This window comes from Vibrio sp. 10N.286.49.E11, assembly GCF_041469505.1.
Classification (GTDB): domain Bacteria; phylum Pseudomonadota; class Gammaproteobacteria; order Enterobacterales; family Vibrionaceae; genus Vibrio; species Vibrio crassostreae_C.
Genome location: NZ_JBFRKQ010000001.1, coordinates 1 through 17,113 on the forward strand (window position 1 = coordinate 1; position 17,113 = coordinate 17,113).

Genomic DNA, 17,113 nt, shown 5'->3' on the forward strand with positions numbered 1-17,113 from the left:
AACTACCTTGAAAAACACCGATACCTAATCTGTTCAAGGTCCTCTAAACCTTGGACAGATTAGTAGTATTTGCACTTAACGTATTGAAAATAATCAAGTGTAGCGGTGAATGGGTAACAACTTTCAGCGTAATGGCAATTGAAATAGTCTTTCGAGCAGTACTGACTACCTCGATCGCTATGAGTTATAACCTGCTCAGGGAACCCTCTACGGAATAAAGCCATCGATAAGGCATCACAGACCAGTGAAGCCGTCATTCTCGTATCCATAGACCAACCAATTACTTGCCTTGAATAAAGGTCAATAATGACAGCTAAGTACAGCCAGCCTTCGCTTGTGGCTACATAAGTGATGTCTCCTGCCCATTTTTGATTCGGAGCCGTTGCGTTAAAATCTTGAGCGAGCAAGTTCGGAGCAACGGGCATTTTATGCTTACTGTCCGTTGTACACTTAAACTTGCGTGCTGCTTTCGCTACTAAATCCTGACGTCTCATACTGGCGGCAATGGTCTTAACATTATGGTTATCACCGCTCTCTGCCAGTTCTTTCTGAATACGTCTTGAGCCATCTCGTTCTTTGCTAACGTCAAAGGCTTCTTTTACCTTGGTATCAAGCTTTTGGCGCTCTGTCTCACGTTGAATTGCCTTGTGGCGGTTCTCAACCCAATAATAAAACCCACTTCGAGAAACTCTGAACACCTTAGCCATACGGGAAATACTGAAACTCAGCAGGTGTTCGAGCATAAATTCATAGCAATTTACTTTAGATTTTTCGCGAAGTAGGTGGCGGCCTTTTTTACGATTTCTAGCTCTTCTGCTTGCTCTGCCAACTGCCTTTTTAGCTTAGCGATTTCAACGGCCAATTCTTGTTCTCGTTGGCTAATATTAGAATTCTTCTTTGTGGCTTTTCGCCAACCATAGATCTGAGATTCATGTAACGAGAGCTGTCTTGCAGCTGTAGCGACTCCCACTTTCTCTGCCAACTTCAGGGTTTCGGCTTTAAATTCAGGAGAATGGATAATACGTTTCTTCTTGCTTGTCATGGTTCACCTCATTAGTGATTGTACTCACTTAACTCAGTGTCCAAAACTGCTGGTGCGGATCAGTAGCTCGGGATCTGATAGCCAAAACAATTGAAGGATTAGGTAACCCGATTGCCTACCACCTTAAAGAACGAGACTACTTGGACTATCGTGCAACACGAATACCTTACCGTGGCAAAAATAAATCTGTTGAGATTTCACCAACAACACATAACATGGAATTGATTTATCTAAAGGGAATGTTCAAGAAACTAATCAAGTACAATCAATGGAAATACCCCAACCCGATTGAAGCTATCGATACAATCAAAACTAGCGAGAAGAACCTGGCATATCTAACCAAGCCACAAATTGAAGAGTTCCTATTTAACCTGAAGAATTTCAACCGCGTAATTACAGTCTCGATTCCACAGCTCATTGTAATCTCTAAGATTTGCTTAGCCACCGGTGCTCGTATAAGTGAAGCTCTCACTCTTACCCGTTCACAAGTAGCTGAATTCAAGCTAACTTACACCGAGACAAAAGGTAAGAGAAATCGAAGTGTGCCCATCTCACCTGCTTTGTATCATGAGATCTTAGATATCGCAGTGAACGACCATAAGATTTTTGACACTACTTATAAGGATGCCTGGCGCTACATTAAAAGGGCTTTACCTAATCATGTTCCAAGTGGGCAAGCAACGCATGTTCTACGGCATACATTTGCTTCGCACTTTATGATGAATAAAGGGGATATTTTGGTGTTACAGCGGATTCTAGGTCACACAAAAATTGAGCAGACAATGGCGTATTCTCACTTTGCTCCCGAGCATTTGATGCAGGCAGTTCACCTCAATCCTTTAGAAAATTAATGGCGACAAAATGGCGACAGCCACTGTAATCGAGCGTTATTTAGCGGTTTTAGACGTAAAAAAGGCGACAATTTAACCTGTCGCCTTTTGCTAATGAGAGCCTAATTTAGACTATTCCCAATCAAGGATTACTTTACCAGACATACCAGAGCGCATCATGTCGAAGCCTTTCTGGAAGTCGTCCACTTTGTAGTGGTGAGTAATGATTGGTGTTAGATCTAGGCCAGATTGAATCAATGAAGCCATCTTGTACCAAGTTTCGAACATCTCACGACCGTAGATACCTTTGATAACCAAGCCTTTAAAGATTACTTGGTTCCAGTCTACTGCCATATCTGATGGTGGAATACCTAGTAGAGAGATCTTACCGCCGTGGTTCATGTTAGTCAGCATGCTGTTGAACGCAGATGGGTTACCAGACATTTCTAGGCCTACATCGAAGCCTTCAGTCATGCCAAGATCAGACATTACGTCTTCAAGCTTCTCTTCCATCACGTTTACTGCGCGAGTCACACCCATTTTCTTAGCAAGATCTAGGCGGTACTCGTTTACATCAGTGATTACAACGTGACGAGCACCAACGTGCTTAGCAACAGCTGAAGCCATGATACCGATTGGGCCAGCACCAGTAATTAGCACGTCTTCGCCAACTAGGTCGAAAGAAAGTGCTGTGTGTACTGCGTTACCAAACGGGTCAAAGATTGAAGCTAGATCGTCAGAGATTTCTGCAGGGATCTTAAATGCGTTGAACGCAGGAATCACAAGGAACTCAGAGAACGCACCAGTGCGGTTAACACCAACACCTGTTGTGTTACGACAAAGGTGAGTACGGCCGCCACGACAGTTACGACAGTGACCACATGTGATGTGACCTTCGCCAGATACACGGTCGCCGATTTCAAAACCACGAACTTCTTGGCCAATGCCAACAACTTCACCCACGTATTCGTGACCTACTACCATAGGTACTGGGATTGTGTTTTGTGACCACTCATCCCAGTTGTAGATATGTACGTCAGTACCACAAATTGCGGTTTTCTTAATACGAATAAGAAGATCATTATGACCCATTTCAGGTTTTTCAACCTCGGTCATCCAAATGCCTTCTTCAGGCTTTAGCTTAGAAAGTGCTTTAATTTTCATAATGTTACCTAGTTCATCTCGCCTAACTGTAAGGCGAGAATCAAAAATCTATATATTCTACTGGGCGTTGCTCTATCTAATTAAAGGATGCTCGTGGCATCCCTTTAAAATTAGATGATACCCATGTCTTTACCAACTTGAATGAACGCATCGATTGCGCGGTCTAGTTGCTCACGAGAGTGTGCAGCAGACATTTGCGTACGGATACGAGCTTGACCTTTTGGTACTACAGGGAAAGAGAAACCTACAACGTAGATGCCTTTCTCTAGTGCGCGCTCAGCGAACTCAGCCGCTACTTTTGCATCACCAAGCATGATTGGGATGATTGCGTGGTCTGCACCGCCCATAGTGAAGCCAGCTTCTTCCATGCGAGTACGGAAGTGAGCAGAGTTTTCCCATAGTTGAGTACGTAGGTCGCCAGATTCCGCAAGAAGATCTAGAACGCGGATAGACGCAGATACGATTGCAGGAGCAACAGAGTTAGAGAATAGGTATGGACGAGAACGCTGACGTAGCCAGTCGATCACTTCTTTCTTACCAGAAGTGTAACCGCCTGAAGCGCCACCCATTGCTTTACCAAGAGTACCAGTGATGATATCGATACGGTCTACAACGTTGTGGAACTCGTGAGTACCCGCTCCGTTTTCGCCCATGAAGCCCACTGCGTGAGAGTCATCAACCATTACTAGTGCATCGTACTTGTCTGCAAGGTCACAGATAGCAGGAAGGTTAGCCACTACGCCGTCCATTGAGAACACACCGTCAGTTACGATTAGTGTGTGACGAGCGCCAGCTTCTTTAGCAGCGATAAGTTGCTGCTCTAGCTCTTCCATGTTGTTGTTCGAGTAACGGAAACGCATTGCTTTACACAGACGAACGCCATCGATGATAGATGCGTGGTTTAGTGCGTCAGAGATGATTGCGTCTTCTTTACCTAGAATTGTTTCGAACAAACCAGCGTTTGCATCAAAACAAGATGTGTAAAGGATAGTGTCTTCTTTACCTAGGAACGTAGAAAGCTTTTGCTCTAGTTCTTTGTGAGAATCTTGAGTACCACAGATGAAACGTACTGAAGCCATACCAAAACCGTGCTGATCCATACCATCTTTAGCTGCTTCGATAAGAGCTGGGTGGTTAGCAAGACCTAAGTAGTTGTTTGCACAGAAGTTTAGTACTTCTTCACCAGTCGAGATAGAAACCGCTGCTTTTTGAGCAGAAGTGATAATGCGCTCAGACTTGTAAAGACCTTCTTCTTTAACTTCTTCGATTTGAGTTTGAATCTGTTGGTAAAATGCAGAAGACATTGTCTATTCCTTCCTAATTATTATTCAGCAGCATCGCGCGCCGCATTATGTAGGGGATGTAAACGATTTCAATTCGATCATTTACACTGTAAAACTTATACCCCTATTCTAGTTGAACATCTCCTTCTCGATTATCCCTTTAGTTGGAAAAACATTAATGAATCACAGGCACAAATCAAACTCTAAGCGACACGATTATTTACCAAGCAACTTGAGAGCCTTACTATAACCATCACCAAAGACCGTGATTTTTTCGCCAGCCAACAAAATAAATTTTCTCCAAAAACCACTTCCTTATATAGAATCTGCCGTTAAACTATTGTAATTCACATGATAGTCATCAGCGCTCTCACAACGTCGTAAATTTCTAATATTAGTCCGAGTATGTATGCCAAAAATGATCCCAAACTTTGATCAATTATCTAAGAGTGAGAAAAAGGAGAGTCGTATTAAGCTAATCATGATTAGCTTTCTTTTAGTTTTTACCCTCCTCGTTACCACAGCAATTGGTACCAGGGTAGGAACAAATAAGGTTTTTGAGGTACTTAAACGTATTCATACTACTGGAGAGTTGATATTTTCTTTGGATAGGGCTCGTCTTAACACGTTAGGCTATGTAAGAGATAATAGTGAAAAATATTTAAATGAAGCCTTAAGCTATATTGAAAAGGCCAAGGATCTGACATTAGATTTAAATGATCACAATGAAGAAAGAATTCTCGTTCTTATCAGTAAATATAGAGAGAGCTTTTTAGAGTATGTTGCGATAGATAAAGAAAGAAAAGCAATAATAGCCGAGTACGCAGCACGCTCTAATTTGGTAAATAATAATATAAAGATGGTTCTGAACTTCAACTATACTTATAGAAACCCTCACACAATTGAACTTATAAACAGTTTGATAAGTGATAAAACTGCTATAAACAAAAAAATAGTCAACTCTCTTACTCTTGGAAGAAGACTAGACACTCAGCAATTAAATGAAGCTATTGGTATTCTTAAAAACATAAAATCCAATTTAGAAGAGCTAATACCTCTTATAAAAAACAAAGATAAATCATATTATCTATCAAAATTATCAGAAGACACTGATTTCTACATTGATATATTTACTAAATTAAACAAGAATAACTATGCATTGATTAAAAATTCTAAAGAAGCTACTCCATCCGTTTTAGAAGCCGAAGCAATCATACTTTCTATTCGTGACGAAAGAATTAATAGTGTGAGTGATTTAAAGCTGACCTCTTATCTCATTACGCTACTAACGTTGTTGTTTTTCATTGGTATGGTTATGTTAGCGTACTTGATTTACCATTCATTAAAGAGTTTAGTAAGGCTTACACACGAGGCAACAATTGCTAGAGATGAGGCTATATCATCTACAAAAATAAAGTCTCAATTCCTTGCTAATATGAGCCATGAAATCCGAACGCCTTTAAATGCAATAATTGGTATGAGTCAATTAGCAACGAATACTGACATCGATATCGATAAAAATAAATATATAAAAAATGTTAATAACGCCTCTAGATCTCTATTGAAGATAGTCAACGATATTTTAGATACATCAAAAATTGAATCAGGTTCATTTAATATAAAAAATAAAATATTTTCGCTGCCTTCATTGATTGACGAATTCTACGAGATGATGTTTATCATTGCGAATGAGAAGGGTTTAAATTTAAAACTAAGTTATAGTAATGACATTCCAAATTATGTCTTAGGTGACTCATTAAGATTAAACCAAATTCTATTAAACATAGTAGGCAATGCGATCAAATTTACTGAAAAAGGTGAGATCAACTTATTAATTTCATGTGATAATGTAAACAAAAATAAAACAAAACTCAGTTTTGAAATTATAGATACAGGAATCGGAATATCAGGTGAAGATATAGATAAGCTATTCAAACCTTTTATCCAGGTAGACGAATCTACGAGTCGTATGTATGGAGGCACTGGTCTCGGTTTAATTATCAGTAAACAACTTGTTGAACTCATGGGAGGTCGCTTAACAGTTAAAAGCGATCAAGGTAAAGGTAGTCAATTCTCATTTGAGATCATCCTTGATATTGCTCCAGAGATACTCGATAACCAAGAAAATCAAGCTGATGTTCCGAAGTTGAATTTAAAACCTTTAAAAAACAAGCATATATTATTAGTGGAAGACAACTTTATTAACCAAGAGCTCGTAAAAGCTCTACTTAAAGGTGTCACCCGCTTGGATGTTTGCTCCGATGGTGAGAAAGCTATACATCAACTGAGTCAACAAAAATACGATGGTATTCTCATGGACTGCCAACTCCCCCAGATAGATGGCTATCAAGCAACTCAAATGATTCGTCAGGAATTAGGACTTTCTTTACCGATTATCGCTATGACTGCGAACATTATGTCTGCAGATATTGATAAAGCAATAGAGTCAGGTATGAATGACATCATAGGAAAACCTATCGACACCCAAGACATGTATAGAAAAATGCTAAAATGGTTCACAAACCAGATTGTAGAAACTAACGACGCTGGTGAGGTGGTTGCTGACAAACCTGTCGCTCCAATCCCGAACTGGCTAAGCAAAGTTTCCACTATTGATTTAGAAGCTGGCCTAAAAATCGCGGCCGGGAACACAGCACTGTACCTCAAGCTATTAAGCGCCTTCATAGAACAATACCGTGGTACTAGTATTGAAGCCAATGAACACCAAAAAGTACATCAATTAAAAGGAACAGCAGGCAACCTAGGTGCTACAACACTCTACCAAGCATGTGTTTCTCATGAAGAAAAGTTAGAACAAGAGTCATTGATTGAATTGAACTTAAAACTAAATCAACTTATTTCAGATCTGATGCCATTAAATGATAATCAAAAATCCCCTTCAACTCAGCTCTCAGAGGAAAAAATGATGGAGACACTAATTGGGCACGTATTAATTGTTGAAGATGACCTGATTAATCAATGCTTATTAAAGAATCAATTAAAAGACCTAGGGCTTTCTAGCGACGTTTCAAATGATGGACAGCACGCGTTAACACAACTAAAAGAGCGCAAAGGTGCGTACGATCTAATCCTCACAGATATTCACATGCCAAATCTCGATGGCCACAGTTTAGCAAGAGAAGTTAAAACAAACATCGGGCTGTATGGCTACGCGAATATTGTTGGATGTACTGGAGAATCCAACTACACCTTAGAGAATTTTGAGTACTTTGACGCATTAATCTCAAAACCGATCGATTCAAAGGCAATCTATGACAACATATCTAAGTTTCTAGTGAAATCCGAACCTCTCTCAACGTCAGAGCCTGAGAGTGAAATCGAGAGCAATTTCTCGGATTACAGTAATGAAAATAAACGAGATATTTATAGTGTCATTATTCAATCAATGTCATTAGACATTGAAAGCTTGGACAAAAGTGATGTAGATCTGAGGGCGCTGGCTCATAAAATAAAAGGCACGGCGAACATGTTAGGTCTAACTGAGATTGCAACTCTAGCTCAAGAGCTACAAAACGAGCTCGATCCTCAAAAAATTGTAAGCCAAAAGTGTATGCTGACCAAGAAAATGAACGAAATCGTTGAAGAAGTAAAAGATCTACTCGAGGGCATCGAATAATGCAGCATAACTTGAAAGTAATGATCGTTGAAGATGACCTTATTCAGAGCACTCGATTAAAGATCGAACTTAGTCTGTTAGGCGTTGAACATGTATATGTTGCTCAAGACGGCATAGAAGCGCTAGCTCTCATGAAAAACAGTAGTATCGACTTGGCATTCTGTGACATTAACATGCCTAATATGGACGGTATCAAGTTATTACTTGAAATATCTGAAATCACCAAAGAGTTAGGTGTTGTGATTGTTAGCTCTGCGGAAGATGATATTTGCGATTTAACATTAAATATCAGCTCACTTTTGGAGTTCAACTACTCGTCCCTCCTAAAAAAGAAAGATCTAAAGTCTAACTTAGCAAATGAACTACTTAAGTTCACACAAAGTGTTGAACAAACATGGCAAAACCAACCACCTGATAGCCTGTCGGCACATGATCTACATGACGCTTTTCAAAACAGTCAGGTTATCAATTATTACCAACCAAAAGTTCGCTTTGATAATCAGCAGCTTGTTTCAGTAGAAGCACTAGCACGCGTTAAACATCCGACACTGGGAATTCTCAGCCCTATTTCATTTATGGACACTATCGAAGAATGCAACATGATGGATCAACTATTCTTTGTCGTCCTTAATCGAGCACTTTGTGATATTTCGACTTGCCCTTTCGATATTTCTGTATCGGTCAACATGACGCAAGAAAACCTTGCAATACCAAATATCTGCGACAAAATCATTGAAGCATGCAAAGCGTTCAATTTTCCGCATGAGTACTTAACTTTGGAATTAACTGAGTCTCAAGCTTATCGTAACCGACCTGTTGCACTTTCAACGCTAGCTCGGCTAAGAGTACATGGTTTCAAATTATCGATTGATGATTTTGGAACAGGGTATGCCTCATTAGATAAACTTCTCAAGCTTCCTTTTACAGAAATGAAAATTGATAGAAGCTTTGTTTCTGATCTAGCAACAAACCCTAAGCATCAAGTTCTAGTAAAAATGTTACGCCAGGTAGCAGACACCATGGGTATGAATACTGTTGTTGAAGGTGTAGAAAACAGTGCTACTTGGCATATTTTACGTCAACAGGGCTTTAGCCTATGCCAAGGCTATTTTACTGGTGCGCCTATCCCATTAAACGAACTTCCTAACCACTTCAAAGTAGACGGTACTCGTCATAAATAACCGCCACAACTTAAGAAAATTTTGCAACTCTACTTTCAGCTAAAGCAATGTTATCTAATATCCCAAGTTGCTTTAGCTCTATTGGTTTATAAAGTTCTTTACAGACTTTAAAACAGCTTTTCAACAGAGCTTTTACGTCCCGTGCAGAATAATTAGAAGGCCAACCTGAAGACAACAACTGAATAAGTTGCATATTGACTTCTCGAATGTAAATATTTCTCGAACGAATGTCCACTAGCTCGTCTAATGCGTCGATAATTTGATTAGAGCCTTGATATATACTCGCATTCTCAAGCTTTTCATTGACCACATCAGTCTGAGTTGCATGATTACTTGTCAAAGATTTCATCAACTCTACTTGAGATTTAAGTAACATTGGACTCAACTGGCTTTCATTCATATCCGCTCTTATGGAATGTACATACTCCTTAAATTCTTTATTAAAGGAAAGCAAACTCAAGAGATATAAGAAATGATACTTATTATAAAACCCTTCCACTAAGTTACACGAGTAAATATGCTTTAATATAGAAATCGCTTCCCTAAGCTTCCCCTCAACAATAGAGAAATGGCACATCAAAAGCTCTTGTTCAATATCATAATTTACAACTTTATCTTGCATATCATCACTTCGGTTGTATTTTTTTTCCTTTAATAAGGATATTTGCCTAAACTCATTTAAAGCTTCAATTTTTAATTTTTTTGGATCTTCTTCAACTTCTTCTTCGTTAACTAATGAACGATTTTGCTGAATCGAGTCATGAATAAAAAGAATGCATCGAATATAATTATAACGAGCTTCTAAACTATCGCGATACGTGTCGATGTTAAGTTCGTAATACATCATAAACCTGGCAGCAGCACTTCTATAGTCCCCCTGAGATACACATAAGTTTGCAATAACCAACTCACGTTCAGGGTTACCAGGGGTCAACTCAGAAATAATAGTAAACTGCTTTATTGCTTTAGGTATATCACCATTATAAATGTCATATTTTGCATTTAGCGTCATCGCTTGCGTCGAATTCGGTACCTTTGCTAGCATTTTTTCAACAATAGATTGTGCTCTAGCAAACTCACCTAGCTCTATTAAGCTATCAGCTAAGCCAGCATTTGCCCACTCAACGTCTTTTTCAACAATAATTGAGTCATATAGCTCTTTCGCTTCATTAAACATATTTAACAATGCGTAGAACTCTCCTCTAAACTTTTGAATTAGAAAATGGTATTGAGGGTGTTCAAACTCCAGTTCATCACATAAATTAAGACCGCGAGTATAATCTTTCTGATTTTTTGCTTGGTAAAGCTGATATAAAGCAGATTTTCTTGCTAGAGACCTTCGGATCTTATTAGTAAAATAAGCTGAATTAAAAGGTTTTAAAATATATTCATCAGGAGAGAGCTCAATAATAGAACGAACAATTTTTGATAATGATTCGCCAGTTATCACTATAAAACTACTTTTTGGTTTTATTAAACTGTAGTGTTGAAGCTCTTCAAAGACTTGTTTGCCATTGAGGCGTGTATAAAAATTATAATCGCAAATAATCAGGTCAAAACCCATTTTTTTACAGTGCCAGATAGCAGCTTTAGGATCTTTTGCATGATAAATATTCTTATCATTCAAACCTAAGCTAATCAGCATTCTTCGAATACTCGACAAGATCACTGGGGAGTCATCAACTATTAAAGCTAATATGTCACTGTAATTTTTCATAAATGGGTTGCTCTCCTATAACCGGGCAAGTGTAACATGACCAACTTTGTAAATAATCCCTCCAGTTACAAAAAAATGTGATGCCAGTTATTCTTGACTTAAGATCACACTTTTCACACCAGTAATATCCAGCTAATTGATATGAAGAAGAATAACAAAAAATATGTTACTCACCCTGAATTCATATCAAATCTCAATTTTTCATCTCAAAACGATATAGTGATGAATGCCCGCTTCTCTCAGAATGCGCACCAGCAACGCCGCTATACAAATGAAACACGATGAGAAGAGAAACCAAACAAGTGAACCTATCAGACCACATCATTCAAGAAGCCTTCGAAAACGACTGGCACACCTGCTTTTATCAGCCAAAGGTTGAACCTAGTATCGAGAAAGTGACTGGTGTTGAAGCGCTGTTTCGTTTAGATATTCCAGAAGAAGGGATTTTCTCTCCAGGTGTGTTTATTGATCGTGCATTTGATTGGGTTATGAAGAAGAGATTTTCTTTAGTGTTCTTGAGCAATCACTGACAGAGGTAAAATCTCTCTCATCTCACTTGAACTTGGCAGTTAATATCAGCAAGAAGGTGTTGGCTAACCCTGATAACGTGGAAAAGGTTCGCGAATTACTTTGGAATACGTCGTTCAAAGCAAAGCAGCTTACTTTTGAACTGAGCGAAAACGATCAGTTGGATGACCAACTTTGTGAGCAGATAAAACGCTTTCAATCTCTTGGCATTAAAACCTCAATCGACGACTTTGGCATTGGCCATTCAGATATGAATAAGGTGATGAGCCTTAATGTTGATGAAGTGAAGTTTGATAAGTCAATCGTGAATAGCGCAGAACCAGCACGTTCGGACTTGGTGAAGCGCACGTTGGCGTACTGCAAAGAGTCTGGAATCGAAACCGTGGCAGAAGGTGTTGAAGATACGGATACACATCAGCTCGTCCACCAGCTAGGTTTTGATAGCTATCAGGGCTTTCTATATTCAAAACCACTGCCTTTGACCGATCTTAGACTTGTCATGTAAAAGTGAGTACTCAAGCAAGGTTAATTTAAGACAAACTCGACGCTTTTCTTTTTCTGCTTAAGATCGTGATATCGAATGCACTTGAAGTAAATATCGTGTTTGTTTTGGATGTTCTGAGAGAACGGGTTATTCACTACTTTCTTTATATCAGCCTTGAAAAATGGCATGCCGAGTTTGCTCATATACGGCTCTAAGTAAAGATCATAGAGGAACTGGGACATTGCAGGATCAAGAGTAGGAAAGCGGAATTCAGTACCCGATAAATTGTCCGCCATGTAATCGAAGATCTTACGACGAATAACAATACTAACGGCACCAACACTGCAAAGCATCTTACTTAACCCGTCATACACCACATGCCCAATAATGACGCCCTCAAAAAGAAAACACAGTACCTGCATATCTTCTTTTATTACGCCTAGATGTTTAGAAACCTCGATAAAATCTTTGCCATAGGTTTTTTGATGCATGATTTGAATCGATTTGAGTCTTTTCGCTGGAAGTGTCCCCATGCTATATGACTCAACACTCGTCACCTCATAGTCATAACCAATATCAACACTGAATGGACGCTCCACATTCTTAGTGGCAGCTTTCACTTGCACCATTTCTTCAACGGAAAAGTCGTAATCTAGCTGAAAGAAGCTTGCGATACCCAGACGGCGCACAAAACTCGGTACTGTTTTTGCCCTTTCCCACTGGCTCACCATTACCTGATTCACACCAGAGAATGCCCGATGAGAATGGGACAACAACTCTGCGAATTCTTCCTGAGAAATGGATGCTGCTTCGCGAAGTCGTTTTAACTCTTCTGGAAAATTCTCTTTATTCATCGGTCACTTACCTAGCTTTTTTATCAGTGTAGTTCACTTACACTCGTTAATAAATGGCGCTTTCAACATCGCTTTATTAAGTCAGTTAATTAATGAAATTGATTCACAAATCAGAGTAAATCGCTCACAATTGCCATTAAGTTCATCGTTGAAACTAGCCTATTGGATACTTATGATTAACCCAAAACTCATCGCCCTGCTTCCGGACCTCGCCTCGTTCATTTTGGTGGTTAACGAAGGTAGTTTTACGGCTGCAGCAAAACAGTTAGGCGTGACACCGTCAGCCTTGAGTAAGCTCATCACCCGCTTGGAAAAAGCGCTATCGGTGAAACTGTTTGAGCGTACCACTCGTACCCTTATCATTACGCAAGCGGGTCAATTGGTTTATGATCAGAGTGTGGTGATGATCAACGCAGCGCAACAAGCCGTTGAACTGTCTACCTCCGACCATACCGAACCTGCAGGCTCGATAACGGTAGCGGCGCCTGAAGCCTTCTTGAATTCGGTATTGCAGCCTTTCGTTGTTCCATTCTTAAATCAGTATCCAGAAATCCAACTTAAATTGAGAGCGGCTGACGGCGACATCGATATTTTACGTCAAGGCATCGACATTGCTTTCCGCCTGACTGATAAGCCCGACGAAAGCTTAGTATTGAAAGAGTTAGGAAAAACAAACCTCGTGTTGTGTGCAAGCCCTGACTATTTAGATGCCAAGGGGATTCCTCACCACCCTACCGAGCTGTCTGAACACGACTGTTTGTATCTTGCAGAGACAGACAAAGATCACATTTGGGATTTTCTTAAAGATGATGAATTTCACACAGTACCCGTCAGTGGACGTTACGCAGTTAACCACTCGCAGATGCGACTGAAAGGTGTGAAAGAAGGTCTAGGCGTCGGTATTTTCCATGACTTCGTGATTCAAGATGCGTTGGCTGAAGGGGCTGTAGTACAAGTGTTGGAAGATTGGACCATCAAGAGTAATTACCATGGTGCGATTGCGATGCAGTTTGCTCAAACCAAGTACATGCCCGCTCGACTGCGTGTATTCATTGATTACGCCATGGAGCACTTAGGTGACAAGTTGGCAGGAGAAATAAACTGATGTTGAAAGGAATACACCACGCAGCCATAATCTGTTCAAACTACAACGCATCGAAGCACTTTTACACCGAGATTTTGAAACTTGAGATCATTGCCGAAAACTATCGTGAGGCTCGCCAGTCGTACAAACTTGATTTAGCGCTACCTAATGGTGCTCAAATAGAACTATTCAGCTTCCCTAACGCGCCAGAAAGGCCTAGCTTTCCCGAAGCTCAAGGGCTAAGACACTTAGCTTTTTGTGTTGATGACGTTCAACAAATCAAAAGCTATTTGGAAGAACAAAGAATCGAAGTCGAACAGATCCGAATTGATGAATTTACAGGTAAAGCATTTACTTTTTTTGCCGATCCTGACGGGCTTCCGTTAGAGCTTTATGAAATCTAGAGCTTTATCAAATATAGAGCTGTACAAGTCTAACGTCTTCTTAATAAACAGAGCATGTCATCTGAATAATGAAACTGACCTCCTCAAAAAGGAGGTCAGTTTGTATATCAATTAACTCAATGCCGTCTTGAATTTCTCAACGCGTGAAAATAGTAACCAATCCAGCAGCATTGCTGTCACGATCGTCGCTCCCGCCAGTGGAAACAGTACTGAAATAACTATCACGATCACTAAACCTGTCTTCCAAAGCCCTGCATCGCCAAACTTCGGTGGCGTGCCAAGCTTTCTTTGACCTGAAGGTCTACGTATCCACCACATCACACCGCCAGTCACGGACACAACAATGAACGCCAAACAAAACAAAGCATTTAGAAGCTTGTTAATGATGTTGATGTCACCTTGATGCAATGAAATACCTACCGCTAACGTTTTGGCAATGAAGTTATAATCTTGCCATGTCACCTCACCCAGAATACGACCTGAGTATTGGTCGAGGTGCGTAGTACGGTCCTGCGTTGGATCAATGATGTCACCGCCCATAGTGTTGGCTGTGACCGTGTAAACACCCGTTTCTGAACGCGGGAAATTCACCTTGTATCGTGTAAAGCCAAGTGAGTATGCTTTTTCAGTAACGTCATCAATGTCGAAGTTGCTTGCTGACAACACATGTTGAGAGTGATCTTCACCCATCTTAGAGTGATCATGAGGTTCCGTCGCCTCTTCCACATGATGAACGTGTTCTGCTGGCTTATCTTGAGACAAAGGCAATAGTGTTTGCTCCAAGTTCCAAGGTAGCTCTTCTTCTGAGCCATGGTTGAGGGAAGCGTGCGTCTTATCAGACAACGGAATATCGTCCCACATTTGAGCAGGGAAAGTGCTCCATGCTTGAACAAGCTTACCGCCCCAAAAACCTGTCCATGCCAATCCAGACAGAATAAACAACAACAGAACGAGCGATAACACACCTCCAATGTTCGCATGCAGATCACGCATTAAAATACGCGTTCCTGAACCAAATCGAAGCTTAAGAAAACCAGCGCGGCTCGCGTTATCTCTCGGTAACCATAAGTAAATACCACTGATGAGCAACAGAATAGACAAGCTTATTGCGACTTCAATTAGATAATCACCCCAATCACCAATCAACAAAGTGCCGTGAATGTCATTCGCTAGCTGATACAGGCTATCGCTGCGGGGGATTTCTCCTACCACTTCGCCAGTGTATTGATTCACCGTGGCGAAAACGGAAGTGCCATCTTCAAGTGATACAGAAAATCGATTAGCCAGATCAGGGACTTTGCTAGGTACAAACTGTGTCACCGTACCTTGTGGGTATTGATTTTGTACGGCAGCTAATTGTTGTGACACCTTGATCGGTTCGCCCGATACGGCAATCTCAATCGCGTCTTGATGGAAAGCAAGTTCGATTTCATCGTCAAACAGCATCACCAAACCAGTAATACTCAACATCAACATAAATGGGATAACGAATAGCCCGGCATAGAAGTGCCAGCGCCAAGAGAGGAAGTAGAGAGTTTTATTGCGGTCGTTGCTTTTTATATTGGTTTTCGAACCGGTTGTTGCACTGCTTTTAGACTGCGAAGTTGCTTGTGCTTTCGCAGGGGTGTGAGATTCATTTCTCAACATTATTATTTCCTTTGACACACGCAAACATACCTTCTGAAAAATCAGAAAGTAATCTGAGCATGTTTAACTTTACTTAATACTTTATTTTTTAATTATTTTAGTGGGTTAGGTTTAAGCAATATCAAAGGGAGGGCCGCGCGGGGCTTGTCTCGTGTAGCGTTCGCTTAGAGCCAAAAAAGCGTAGCTGTCTGAGACAATAGAACTCAGTCGAGTTGTCAGTAGTGTAGTTGGAAGTTCGTCTTGGTGAAACGTAGAAAAATGGCTAAAGGGACACGGCTTACCTTTGTGGGTATTGGGTTCGCCTTCTTCAATTTGAACCAGTTCAAAGCCATTGACCGTACATAACGACGCCCATACTCCCGCACTATTACCATGAGCATTGATAACAGGCATTAATGTCACTAGCGCCCAGCTTAATGCTGTTGCAAGTAACATGAAGAAGTTGAACGAGGTTTGGCGCATTATTCCAAGTCTTTATAAATTTCCCTTATTATGAGGGACTTGGAATATAGGTAAACGTAAAGATTAACAGCAAGTTAAAAAATTGAAGCTAACGCACACTCTTTTTCGTTAAATACTGGTTACAACACTAAAACTAAGAAAGTAATACTCATCTCTTTGCAGCAGGCTTTCGATAAAAGAGACAATAAAAACGCCGCCTTACACCTTCCTCGAAAGAGGGTAATGTAAGGCGGCGTTTTAGAAATCGAATCTTGAGGTTTGCTCTTTGTTACCTATCTAGCAAACGTTCATGATTAACGAATTAACCGAAGATCTTGCTCCAGATGCTTGGGTTACGCTTCTCATGGTACTCTTCACGAAGGCCATCAATAGTACGAAGTTCTTGCTGTGCCGACGCTAAGTCACCTTGGTCTAGCTTCTGCTCAATGCTATCCAGTGATGCACTGATCTTTTTGAAGCCTTCCATGAAGTTGTCTTCTTTCTCGACTGGGTAAACACCCGTTTTCAGCTCTGCCACTAGCGTATCTAAACGAACGATAGGCTTTTGCATCTCTTCAATGCTTTGAGCTTCTGCCGCTTGTTTGAACGCAAGCTTCATTTCTTGCATGTTTTTCTTAAGGTCTACATTAGCAAATGCGTTGCCAGACAATACTGAAGCAGCGATTAAGCCAGATAAAAGGATTGAGCGAGTTTTCATTGTTTCTCCAAGTGAAGCGGTGTCTTTGAAGTTAGAGCCGTCATTACTGTGGCACTTCGACTTTATTATTTTCGGCTAGTGTATACAAAAATCTTTCAG

Annotated in this window: 11 protein-coding genes and 3 pseudogenes; 6 read left to right on the forward strand and 8 right to left on the reverse strand. The window is 40.3% G+C overall.

What is annotated here, in order from left to right:
* Positions 1-143 precede the first annotated feature (143 nt).
* Positions 144-1,042: pseudogene (locus AB4167_RS00005) on the reverse strand (IS3 family transposase); the annotation flags it as partial.
* 56 nt (positions 1,043-1,098) lie between these two features.
* On the opposite strand from AB4167_RS00005, the pseudogene AB4167_RS00010 reads away from it, so the two are divergent.
* Positions 1,099-1,893: pseudogene (locus AB4167_RS00010) on the forward strand (tyrosine-type recombinase/integrase); the annotation flags it as partial.
* A 111-nt stretch (positions 1,894-2,004) separates the two neighbouring features.
* On the opposite strand, the gene tdh reads toward AB4167_RS00010, so the two are convergent.
* Entirely contained in the window at positions 2,005-3,036 is a 1,032-nt protein-coding gene (gene tdh / locus AB4167_RS00015; protein WP_372135940.1) for an L-threonine 3-dehydrogenase, read from the reverse strand.
* Between the two features lie 110 nt (positions 3,037-3,146).
* Positions 3,147-4,340, reverse strand: a complete 1,194-nt coding sequence (locus tag AB4167_RS00020) for a glycine C-acetyltransferase (RefSeq protein WP_017064793.1) — start codon at positions 4,338-4,340, stop codon at positions 3,147-3,149.
* Positions 4,341-4,728: 388 nt separating this feature from the next.
* Here AB4167_RS00020 and AB4167_RS00025 point away from each other — a divergent pair, with 388 nt between their 5' ends.
* On the forward strand, positions 4,729-7,956 hold the full coding sequence (locus AB4167_RS00025) for a response regulator (RefSeq protein ID WP_372135941.1): 3,228 nt from the start codon (positions 4,729-4,731) through the stop codon (positions 7,954-7,956).
* The gene (locus tag AB4167_RS00030) at positions 7,956-9,137 is read left to right on the forward strand and encodes an EAL domain-containing protein (RefSeq protein ID WP_372135942.1); all 1,182 of its coding nucleotides are present in this window, start codon (positions 7,956-7,958) and stop codon (positions 9,135-9,137) included. Before AB4167_RS00025 ends, AB4167_RS00030 begins: the two co-directional genes overlap by 1 nt.
* A gap of 10 nt (positions 9,138-9,147) precedes the next feature.
* On the opposite strand, the gene AB4167_RS00035 is transcribed toward AB4167_RS00030, so the two are convergent.
* Positions 9,148-10,854 carry a response regulator gene (locus AB4167_RS00035; protein ID WP_017059542.1) on the reverse strand — a complete coding sequence of 569 codons (1,707 nt, stop codon included), beginning with the start codon at positions 10,852-10,854 and terminating at the stop codon, positions 9,148-9,150.
* A 281-nt stretch (positions 10,855-11,135) separates the two neighbouring features.
* Here AB4167_RS00035 and AB4167_RS00040 point away from each other — a divergent pair.
* Positions 11,136-11,887 (forward strand): annotated as a pseudogene (locus tag AB4167_RS00040) (EAL domain-containing protein).
* A gap of 20 nt (positions 11,888-11,907) precedes the next feature.
* On the opposite strand, the gene AB4167_RS00045 reads toward AB4167_RS00040, so the two are convergent.
* Entirely contained in the window at positions 11,908-12,720 is an 813-nt protein-coding gene (locus tag AB4167_RS00045) for a helix-turn-helix domain-containing protein (protein ID WP_136978001.1), read from the reverse strand.
* Between the two features lie 172 nt (positions 12,721-12,892).
* On the opposite strand from AB4167_RS00045, the gene AB4167_RS00050 reads away from it, so the two are divergent.
* Both AB4167_RS00050 and AB4167_RS00055 read left to right on the forward strand, forming a co-directional pair.
* Positions 12,893-13,825: a LysR family transcriptional regulator gene (locus AB4167_RS00050; RefSeq protein ID WP_102393572.1), complete on the forward strand. Its 933-nt coding sequence runs from the start codon at positions 12,893-12,895 to the stop codon at positions 13,823-13,825.
* Entirely contained in the window at positions 13,825-14,208 is a 384-nt protein-coding gene (locus AB4167_RS00055; RefSeq protein WP_102393573.1) for a VOC family protein, read from the forward strand. The genes AB4167_RS00050 and AB4167_RS00055 overlap by 1 nt, the downstream gene beginning before the upstream one ends.
* A gap of 111 nt (positions 14,209-14,319) precedes the next feature.
* Here the strand turns inward: AB4167_RS00055 and AB4167_RS00060 are convergent, their stop codons facing one another.
* From AB4167_RS00060 to AB4167_RS00070, 3 genes are all read right to left on the reverse strand, one after another.
* Complete coding sequence (locus tag AB4167_RS00060; protein WP_372135943.1) at positions 14,320-15,855, reverse strand: PepSY-associated TM helix domain-containing protein; 1,536 nt, start codon at positions 15,853-15,855, stop codon at positions 14,320-14,322.
* 111 nt (positions 15,856-15,966) lie between these two features.
* Complete coding sequence (locus AB4167_RS00065; protein ID WP_372135944.1) at positions 15,967-16,317, reverse strand: hypothetical protein; 351 nt, start codon at positions 16,315-16,317, stop codon at positions 15,967-15,969.
* A gap of 301 nt (positions 16,318-16,618) precedes the next feature.
* Positions 16,619-17,014 carry a cytochrome b562 gene (locus AB4167_RS00070; RefSeq protein ID WP_017059534.1) on the reverse strand — a complete coding sequence of 132 codons (396 nt, stop codon included), beginning with the start codon at positions 17,012-17,014 and terminating at the stop codon, positions 16,619-16,621.
* Positions 17,015-17,113: the final 99 nt, after the last annotated feature.

What these genes read in the sequence shown, in the direction of transcription:
- tdh (WP_372135940.1), bottom strand. Translation starts at nt 3,036, where the DNA reads ATGAAAATTAAAGCACTTTCTAAGCTAAAGCCTGAAGAAGGCATTTGG.
- AB4167_RS00020 (WP_017064793.1), bottom strand. Translation starts at nt 4,340, where the DNA reads ATGTCTTCTGCATTTTACCAACAGATTCAAACTCAAATCGAAGAAGTT.
- AB4167_RS00025 (WP_372135941.1), top strand. Translation starts at nt 4,729, where the DNA reads ATGCCAAAAATGATCCCAAACTTTGATCAATTATCTAAGAGTGAGAAA.
- AB4167_RS00030 (WP_372135942.1), top strand. Translation starts at nt 7,956, where the DNA reads ATGCAGCATAACTTGAAAGTAATGATCGTTGAAGATGACCTTATTCAG.
- AB4167_RS00035 (WP_017059542.1), bottom strand. Translation starts at nt 10,854, where the DNA reads ATGAAAAATTACAGTGACATATTAGCTTTAATAGTTGATGACTCCCCA.
- AB4167_RS00045 (WP_136978001.1), bottom strand. Translation starts at nt 12,720, where the DNA reads ATGAATAAAGAGAATTTTCCAGAAGAGTTAAAACGACTTCGCGAAGCA.
- AB4167_RS00050 (WP_102393572.1), top strand. Translation starts at nt 12,893, where the DNA reads ATGATTAACCCAAAACTCATCGCCCTGCTTCCGGACCTCGCCTCGTTC.
- AB4167_RS00055 (WP_102393573.1), top strand. Translation starts at nt 13,825, where the DNA reads ATGTTGAAAGGAATACACCACGCAGCCATAATCTGTTCAAACTACAAC.
- AB4167_RS00060 (WP_372135943.1), bottom strand. Translation starts at nt 15,855, where the DNA reads ATGTTGAGAAATGAATCTCACACCCCTGCGAAAGCACAAGCAACTTCG.
- AB4167_RS00065 (WP_372135944.1), bottom strand. Translation starts at nt 16,317, where the DNA reads ATGCGCCAAACCTCGTTCAACTTCTTCATGTTACTTGCAACAGCATTA.
- AB4167_RS00070 (WP_017059534.1), bottom strand. Translation starts at nt 17,014, where the DNA reads ATGAAAACTCGCTCAATCCTTTTATCTGGCTTAATCGCTGCTTCAGTA.